The sequence below is a fragment of the Propioniciclava sp. genome (genome assembly GCF_036744435.1).
Classification (GTDB): Bacteria; Actinomycetota; Actinomycetes; order Propionibacteriales; family Propionibacteriaceae; genus Propioniciclava.
Genome location: NZ_DAIOIA010000135.1, coordinates 1 through 7562 on the forward strand (window position 1 = coordinate 1; position 7562 = coordinate 7562).

The following is a 7562-nucleotide window of genomic DNA, read 5'->3' on the forward strand; positions in this document are numbered from 1 at the left end:
GCAGCGACACCAAGTACATCGTGCACTTCCCGGAGACCCGCGAGATCTGGTCCTACGGCTCGGGCTACGGCGGCAACGCCCTGCTGGGCAAGAAGTGCTTCGCGCTGCGGATCGCGTCGGTGCTCTCCCGCGAAGAGGGCACCATGGCCGAGCACATGCTGATCCTCAAGATCACGCGCGAGGCCGACGCCAAGACGTTCTACCTGGCTGCAGCATTCCCGAGCGCCTGCGGCAAGACCAACCTCGCCATGCTGCAGCCCACCATCCCCGGCTACAAGGTGGAGACCATCGGTGACGACATCGCCTGGATGCGCCCCGGCGAGGACGGGCGGCTGTACGCGATCAACCCGGAGGCAGGGTTCTTCGGCGTGGCGCCTGGCACGTCGGCGTCCACCAACCCGATCGCACTCGCCGCGCTGGATCACGACGTCATCTTCACCAACGTGGCCCTGACCGACGACGGGGACGTCTGGTGGGAGGGCCTCACCAAGGAGCCACCGGCCCACCTGATCGACTGGACGGGCCGCGACTGGACGCCGGACGCCGACCGTCCCGCCGCCCATCCGAACTCCCGGTTCACCGTCGCCGCCGATCAGGCCGCCACCATCGCCGACAACTGGGACGATCCGGCGGGCGTCCCGCTCGACATCATCTTGTTCGGCGGGCGGCGGGCGTCCAATGTGCCGCTCATCTCGGAGGCCTACGACTGGGAACACGGCGTCTTCATCGGCGCCACGGTCTCCTCCGAACAGACGGCCGCCGCCGAGGGCTCGGTCGACTCCCTGCGCCGCGACCCGTTCGCGATGCTCCCGTTCTGCGGCTACAACATGGCCGACTACTGGCAGCACTGGCTCGACATGGGGGCCACCCTGGGCGACAAGGCGCCGTCGATCTTCCAGGTGAACTGGTTCCGCAAGGGTGAGGACGGCACGTTCCTGTGGCCGGGCTTCGGCGACAACGCCCGCCCCATTGAGTGGGCCATCAAGCGGGTGCTGGGGGAGGTGGAGGCGTCCGACGGGCTGTCGGGCCACCTGCCGAAGACGGGTGACCTCAACGTCGACGGCCTCGACCTGGACGCCGCCACCCTGGAGCAGATCTTCGCCCTCGACCCCGAGGCCTGGGCCCAGGAGGCCGACCTGACCGAGGAGTACTTCGAGCAGTTCGGCGACAAGGTTCCGCAGCGCCTGCGCGACCAACTCGCCAAGCTGCGCGAGCGGATTGCCCAAGCACAGAACTAACCACCAGCGTCCAGCACCGACCTCGCTGGCACGACCGCCTGGATCCGCGCGTAAGCGTGAGCCCAGGCGGTCGTTGCTGCCGCCCACATCCCGTCGTCACTGCCGCCCACCCCGCCGAGGACTGAGGCTAAGCCCGCCGAGGACTGAGGCTGGGCCCGCCGAGGACTGAGGTTGGGACGGCCCAGGACTCGGGCACGGCCCCGGGACGCGCAGCACACCGAGGGGCGCCAGGACAACGTGCGCCCCAGTGCATCGTGCGCGCGCTAGGCGGGACGCGGGGCGTACATGATGATGCCGACGCCGACCAGGCAGATCGCGGCCCCCACCAGATCGAACCGATCGGGCTTGAAGCCGTCGAAGACCATGCCCCACAGCAACGAACCGATGATGAAGACGCCGCCATACGCGGCGAGAATGCGTCCGAAGTCCGCGTTCGGCTGGAGGGTGGCCACGAAGCCGTAGACGCCCAGAGCGAGGACGCCTGCGCCCGCCCAGATCAGCCCGCGGTGCTCCCGGACGCCCTGCCACACCAGCCAGGCTCCGCCGATCTCGGCGATGGCGGCGACGGCGAAGAGCACGATCGAGCGCACTGTGTCCATGGCTCGCATTCTGACAGGCAACCCGGACTTGCCCGCCGCGGTTTCGCGTGGCCTACTGGACATAAGAAAACTTGAAGGAGCAACTAAATGAGCACCATCGCTGTCACCGGAGCCACTGGCCATCTCGGCGGCCTGATCGTCGACGCCGTCCTGGCTCGGGGCATCGCGGCCACCGACGTGGTCACCATCGTCCGCGACCCGGCCAAGGCCACCCGCCTTCCCGCGGGCGTCCGCGTCGCTCAGGCGACCTATGAGGATCAGGCTGCGCTCACGACGGCCCTGACGGGCGTCGACACGCTGCTGTTCGTGTCGGGCAGCGAGCCCGGCAAGCGCGCCGCCCAGCACCGCAACGTCATCGCCGCGGCCCAGGAGGCTGGCGTCGGCTTCATCGCCTACACGAGCCTGCTGGACGCGGACACCTCAGCCCTGTCGCTGGCGGAGGAGCACGTGATCACCGAGAAGTTGCTCGCAGATTCGGGCATTGATCACGCTCTCCTGCGCAACGGCTGGTACTGGGAGAACTACGCCTCCGCCGTCTCCGGCGCTGCGGCGTCGGGTGAGTTCCATGGGGCTGCAGGGGAGGGCCTCGTGTCGGGGGCCGCCCGCAAGGACTACGCCGCGGCGGCAGCTGTGGTCGGCACCACCCCGGGGCATGCCGGCAAGGTCTATGAACTGGCTGGGGCCCCGGCGCTCAGCTACCCGCAGATCGCGGACGGCATCGCCGAGGTGACCGGAAGCACGGTTTCCTACGTGAACCAGACCGAGGCTGAGTACGCCGCCCAACTCGCCAGCCACGGGCTCCCGGAGGCGGTCGCCCAGATGCTCGCCGGGTGGGACACCGCCATCGCTGGCGGTGCGCTGCACTCCAGCAGCACGGACCTCGCCGACCTCATCGGGCGTCCCACCACGTCCCTGGTGGACACCCTCCGCGCCCTGTAGGTGTGGCCATGCGTCGAGGACTGAGGGCCGACGTGTCGATCGCCCAGTCCTCGACGAAGCCAACCTCAGTCCTCGGCGACTCCAACCTCAGTCCTCGGCGACTCCAACCTCAGTCCTCGGCGACTCCAGCCCAGTCCTCGGCGGTTAGCCGAGGTGGGCGCGGCCCGGGTCGGTCAGCCACCCGGCGGGGTCCGGACCCTTCGGGACGATGCCGGTCGGGTTGATCTGGTCGTGCGTGGCGTAGTAGTGCCGCTTGATGTGGTCGAAGTCGACCGTCTCGCCGAAACCGGGCTGCTGGAACAGGTCGCGGGCGTAGGCCCACAGCACCGGATCCTCGGTGAGCTTGTTCCGGTTGCACTTGAAGTGGCCGTGGTAGACGGCGTCGAACCGCACCAAGGTGGTGAACAGCCGGACGTCGACCTCGGTGATGCGCTCCCCCATCAGGAACCGGCGCGTGGCCAGCCGTTCGGAGAGGGCGTCCAGCCGGGCGAACAGCCGGTCGTAGGCCAACTCGTAGGCGGCCTGGGAGGTCGCGAACCCAGCCCGGTAGACCCCGTTGTTCACGTCGGCGAAGATCTCGTTCACGAGTTGGTCGTGCTCGGCACGTTCGGCCGGGTCGGACGGCAGCAACTGCGGCGCGCCGTCGCGATGGTAGGACGCCCACTGCGTCGACAGATCGAGGGTGATCTGCGGGTAGTCGTTGGTGACCACCTGCCCGGTGAGCGTGTCCACCAGAGCCGGGACGGTGACGCGTCCGGCGTAGTCGGGGGCGGTGCGCGTGTAGGCCTCGGCGAGGAACTCGATGCCCAGCACCGGGTCGCGGTGGCCCTCATCCAGCCAGAACCGCCAGCCGCGTTCGTCGCGGATCGGGTCGACGACGCCGAGCGAGATCACATCGGTGAGCCCGAGCAGACCGCGGACGATGATCGCCCGGTGAGCCCAGGGGCAGGCCCGGGAGACGATCAGCCGGTAGCGTCCCGGCTCCACGGGCCAGCGGCCCTGCGCGTCCGGGCCCTCGCCGGGTCCGGCGTCGGAGTCGGCGCTGATGCGTCCGGAGAACCGGTTGGGCTGGCGGACGAACTCGCCGGAGGCGGCGTTCTCGGGGTGGAACTGCGCGGGCGTCATGCCGACACCCCCGCCTCGACGGCGTCGCGGACGTGGTCGAACAACTCGGTGGAGACGTAGCGCTCACCGGTGTCCGGCAGCACGGCCACGATCACCTTCCCTGCGTTCTCCGGACGGGCGGCCAGCACACGGGCGGCGGACAGCGCGGCCCCGGCCGAGATGCCGACGACGATGCCCTCGGCGCGCATCACCTCCCGCGCGACGTCGATGGCCTCATCACCAGGCACGTCGATCGTCTCGTCGATGAGGTCGGTGCGCAGGACGGGCGGCAGGTCCGTTCCCCCGGTGATGCCCTGGATCTTGTGCTGCACGAACACACCGCCGTTGAGGACGGGCGCCTCGGCTGGCTCGACCGCGTAGATCTTCAGGTGCGGGTTGCGTTCGCGCAGGTAGCTGCCCGCGCCGGTGAGCGTTCCGCCGGTGCCGACGGTGGCGACGAGGATGTCGACGCGGCCCGCGGTGTCCGACCAGATCTCGGGACCGGTGCTCGCGTGGTGCGTGTTCGGGTTGGCCGCGTTGCCGCCCTGCCCGGACAGGAACGCCCCCGGAGTCGCCTCGACGATCTGTCCGGCGCGCGCGTTCGCCCCGGCCATGCCGTCGGCGCCGGGGGTGAGTTCCAAGTCGGCGCCGAGTCCGCGCAGCAAGGCGCGGCGCTCCACCGACACGTCGTCGGGCATCACGATGACGACGCGGTAGCCCAGCGCCGCGCCGATCCACGCCAGCGCGATGCCGGTATTACCGCTGGTGGCCTCGACGATGGTGCCGCCGGGGGCGAGCTGCCCGGACGCCTCAGCGTTGCGGACGATGGCGAGCGCAGTGCGGTCCTTGACGCTCCCCAGCGGGTTGAAGGATTCGAGTTTGGCGAGCACCTCCGCGTCGGGGAAGAGGCGGTGGAGCCGCAGCAGCGGCGTGTGGCCGACCAGTTCGGTCGGGCTATGGAAGATCCGTGGTTCGCTCACGGGGATTCCTCTCAAGGGGACGGTACGGGTAGGAACGGTGGGTTCACGGGCGCCGGGCCTGGCTGGCTACGACGTGGTGTGGCGGGAACGTGCGGCCGATGTCGGGCGCGACGCGGAGGATCTGACGCCGTGGGCGTCCGAGGTCCGGGTGCCGGGACACGGCGCGCCCGGCGGGCGGTGATCGGTGCGGTGGCTACCGACAACAGCGCCGGGCAGCCATCAGGGCCGGCATCGCGGGACGCGGGCTGCTGTGATGACGCACGTCGTCAACGTAGCCGCGCTCACCGCGCGCTGCCAAACCGCCGTTGCCAAGGCGGACGTCCCAGCATGCGAGATGCCCCCTCGGCGGGGCTTGTCCGCGGCTGGCACGATGGCTGCATGAGTCCGGATCAGGTGTCGCGCTTCGTTGCGCCCGCTCTGGTCTGTGGTTGTTGTCGAATGTCGCACTGACGTTCCTCCAACCCTCCTCGTCGTGCCCTGAGCGTTCTCGCCGGTGGCCGACAGCCCAATCCAAGGACTCACTGCATGACCACCCTGCTCGAGGCGTCCCCCGTACCCACGTCGTTGTTCCGGCGTCCGTTCGCCGTCCCGGCGACCCCCGCGGACGCCCCCACTCCTGCGGTGGCGCCGGTCACGGCCCTGTCTCGGGTTCGGGGCGGGACGTTCTCCCCCACGGTCGACGTCATCCGGTTCGCCGACGGCACCATGGCTCACACGGACCTGATCCGGCTCAACCCGAACATCGACGCCTATTCCCTCGACTTCCACGGCGTCAGCCCGCGGCACCTGTCCCACTACCGGGAGGTGGGCTGGTGGGCGGCGCGGCGACCCGCCGCGATCCGCTGGCAAGCTGAGATCACGCGCATCCTGGCCGCCGGCTACCCGTTTCGCTCCACCGCTGAGCTGACGCGCAGCCTCGCCGCGGCGGGCTACCACCTGGGCGCCGCCGAGATCCGCCCCCACGAGGCGATCGCGGCCACCCAAGCGGCGATCTGGCGGTTCACCAACGGCCTCGAACTCGACACCCGCCCCCTGGACGCGCCCGTGCAGCTCCGCCCCGTCGGCGGGCAGGAGGCGACGGTGTCTCGCTCGGCTGTCGGCGCCGACTGGGCCGTTGACCTCCTGGCGGGCACCCCGGCCCACCTGGAGGTGGAACTGGCCGGGGCCCCGCAGGTCACCGCGTTCTCGTTCGCCGTCGAGGCCGCCTTCGACCGCGGCGTCCGGGTCCATCTGGAGCGATCCTCTGACGGCCGGACGTGGCGTCGGGTGTCGCACTCGTCGGCGCCCCTGGACGAGGCCGGGCAGGTCCACCGTCCGCTGGGCCACGGGGCGACGCTGTCCAGCGTGGACGCGTCCGGGCCGCGGGGGCACCGGTTCTACCGGCTCACCGCCATCGCGACGACGGACGTCCGACTCGACCTTCGTGGAGTCCGACTACACCTCACAGGCGGAGCGCGGTTCATCAACAACGAGCGCGTCGTGGCGCTGTACGAGTTACTGTCGAAGCAGGCGGTCGCCGAGGAGGCGATCGACCTCGTGCACGCTCACGTCCTGATCGGCGCCACGACGCCGGACGGCCCCAGCGTCTTCACGCCGCTGGTCAGCCTCGCTCCGGCGCCCCTCACCCCCGGCGCGGCCCCGCGCCACCACCTCACCTAGTCGGCACACCTTTTTCGCCACCACACACATCAGTCAGGAGCCTCACCATGTCGCACGACCAAACCGAGTCCCAGGCCCTCGGCGATCTGGCCGCACGCCAGCTCGCCAACGCCACCAAGACCGTCCCGCAGCTCTCCACGATCACCCCGCGCTGGCTGCTGCATCTGCTGCAGTGGGTGCCGGTCGAGGCGGGCATCTACCGCGTGAACCGGGTCATCAACCCCGACAAGGTCGCGGTGCAGGTGGGCGACGCGGGCGAGGAGCCGCTGCCGTCCACGTTCGTGGACTATCAGACCAACCCGCGCGAGATCACCCTGCGCTCCCTCTCGACGATCGTCGACATCCACACCCGGGTGTCCGACCTGTACTCCAGCCCGCATGACCAGGTCAGCCAGCAGCTGCGGCTCACGATCGAGACGATCAAGGAGCAGCAGGAGTCCGAGCTGATCAACAACCCCGAGTACGGCTTGCTGGCCCAGGTCGCCGCCGACCAGACGATCAGCACGCTGACCGGCCCGCCGACCCCCGACGATCTGGACAGCCTCCTGGCGAAGGTGTGGAAGACCCCCTCGTTCATCCTCACCCATCCGCTCGGCGTGGCCGCGTTCGGACGCGAAGCCACCCGCCGCGGCGTCCCCCCGGTGGTCACGAGCCTGTTCGGCGGCCAGTTCGTCACCTGGCGCGGCATCCCGATCATTCCCTCGGACAAGGTTCCGGTGGAGGACGGCAAGACGAAGTTCATCGTCGTGCGGACCGGCGAGGAGCGCCAGGGCGTCGTCGGGCTGTTCCAGCCGGGCCTGGTGGGCGAGCAGTCCCCGGGGCTGTCGGTGCGGTTCAACGGGATCAACCGTCAGGCGATCGCGTCCTACCTGGTCTCGCTGTACTCGGCGCTCGCCGTCCTCACCGACGACGCGCTCGCCGTCCTGGATGGCGCTGAGGTCGGCGTGTTCCATGAGTACGCCTGAGCTGCGGACGCCGCAGGCCGGGAGCGAACTGCCGCTGAGCCCTGACGAGTTGGCCGCCCTGGCCGGGCAGATCTACGC

General features: G+C 70.0%; 8 protein-coding genes. 5 read left to right on the forward strand and 3 right to left on the reverse strand.

Features of this window, described 5'->3' with window-relative positions:
* Positions 1 to 1238: phosphoenolpyruvate carboxykinase (GTP) (locus V7E09_RS13365; protein WP_324523527.1), on the forward strand; the 1238-nt coding region annotated here is incomplete at its 5' end.
* Positions 1239 to 1501: 263 nt separating this feature from the next.
* Here V7E09_RS13365 and V7E09_RS13370 read toward each other — a convergent pair.
* Entirely contained in the window at positions 1502 to 1837 is a 336-nt protein-coding gene (locus V7E09_RS13370; RefSeq protein WP_324510709.1) for a YnfA family protein, read from the reverse strand.
* Positions 1838 to 1924: 87 nt separating this feature from the next.
* Here V7E09_RS13370 and V7E09_RS13375 point away from each other — a divergent pair, with 87 nt between their 5' ends.
* A complete protein-coding gene (locus V7E09_RS13375; protein ID WP_324510710.1) occupies positions 1925 to 2776 on the forward strand; it encodes an SDR family oxidoreductase in 852 nt (283 codons plus the stop codon).
* A 144-nt stretch (positions 2777 to 2920) separates the two neighbouring features.
* Here the strand turns inward: V7E09_RS13375 and V7E09_RS13380 are convergent, their stop codons facing one another.
* On the reverse strand, positions 2921 to 3901 hold the full coding sequence (locus V7E09_RS13380) for a glutathione S-transferase family protein (RefSeq protein WP_324510711.1): 981 nt from the start codon (positions 3899 to 3901) through the stop codon (positions 2921 to 2923).
* Positions 3898 to 4860 carry a cysteine synthase A gene (gene cysK / locus V7E09_RS13385; protein WP_324523528.1) on the reverse strand — a complete coding sequence of 321 codons (963 nt, stop codon included), beginning with the start codon at positions 4858 to 4860 and terminating at the stop codon, positions 3898 to 3900. Before cysK ends, V7E09_RS13380 begins: the two co-directional genes overlap by 4 nt.
* Positions 4861 to 4897: 37 nt before the next feature.
* Here cysK and V7E09_RS13390 point away from each other — a divergent pair, with 37 nt between their 5' ends.
* The 3 genes from V7E09_RS13390 (at position 4898) to V7E09_RS13400 (ending at position 7484) form a co-directional block, all read left to right on the forward strand.
* Positions 4898 to 5041, forward strand: a complete 144-nt coding sequence (locus V7E09_RS13390) for a hypothetical protein (RefSeq protein WP_324523529.1) — start codon at positions 4898 to 4900, stop codon at positions 5039 to 5041.
* A gap of 344 nt (positions 5042 to 5385) precedes the next feature.
* Positions 5386 to 6519: a TQXA domain-containing protein gene (locus tag V7E09_RS13395; RefSeq protein WP_324523530.1), complete on the forward strand. Its 1134-nt coding sequence runs from the start codon at positions 5386 to 5388 to the stop codon at positions 6517 to 6519.
* Positions 6520 to 6566: 47 nt separating this feature from the next.
* On the forward strand, positions 6567 to 7484 hold the full coding sequence (locus tag V7E09_RS13400) for a family 2A encapsulin nanocompartment shell protein (protein ID WP_324510714.1): 918 nt from the start codon (positions 6567 to 6569) through the stop codon (positions 7482 to 7484).
* Positions 7485 to 7562 lie beyond the last annotated feature (78 nt).

What these genes read in the sequence shown, in the direction of transcription:
- V7E09_RS13380 (WP_324510711.1), bottom strand. Translation starts at nt 3,901, where the DNA reads ATGACGCCCGCGCAGTTCCACCCCGAGAACGCCGCCTCCGGCGAGTTC.
- V7E09_RS13370 (WP_324510709.1), bottom strand. Translation starts at nt 1,837, where the DNA reads ATGGACACAGTGCGCTCGATCGTGCTCTTCGCCGTCGCCGCCATCGCC.
- V7E09_RS13400 (WP_324510714.1), top strand. Translation starts at nt 6,567, where the DNA reads ATGTCGCACGACCAAACCGAGTCCCAGGCCCTCGGCGATCTGGCCGCA.
- V7E09_RS13375 (WP_324510710.1), top strand. Translation starts at nt 1,925, where the DNA reads ATGAGCACCATCGCTGTCACCGGAGCCACTGGCCATCTCGGCGGCCTG.
- V7E09_RS13395 (WP_324523530.1), top strand. Translation starts at nt 5,386, where the DNA reads ATGACCACCCTGCTCGAGGCGTCCCCCGTACCCACGTCGTTGTTCCGG.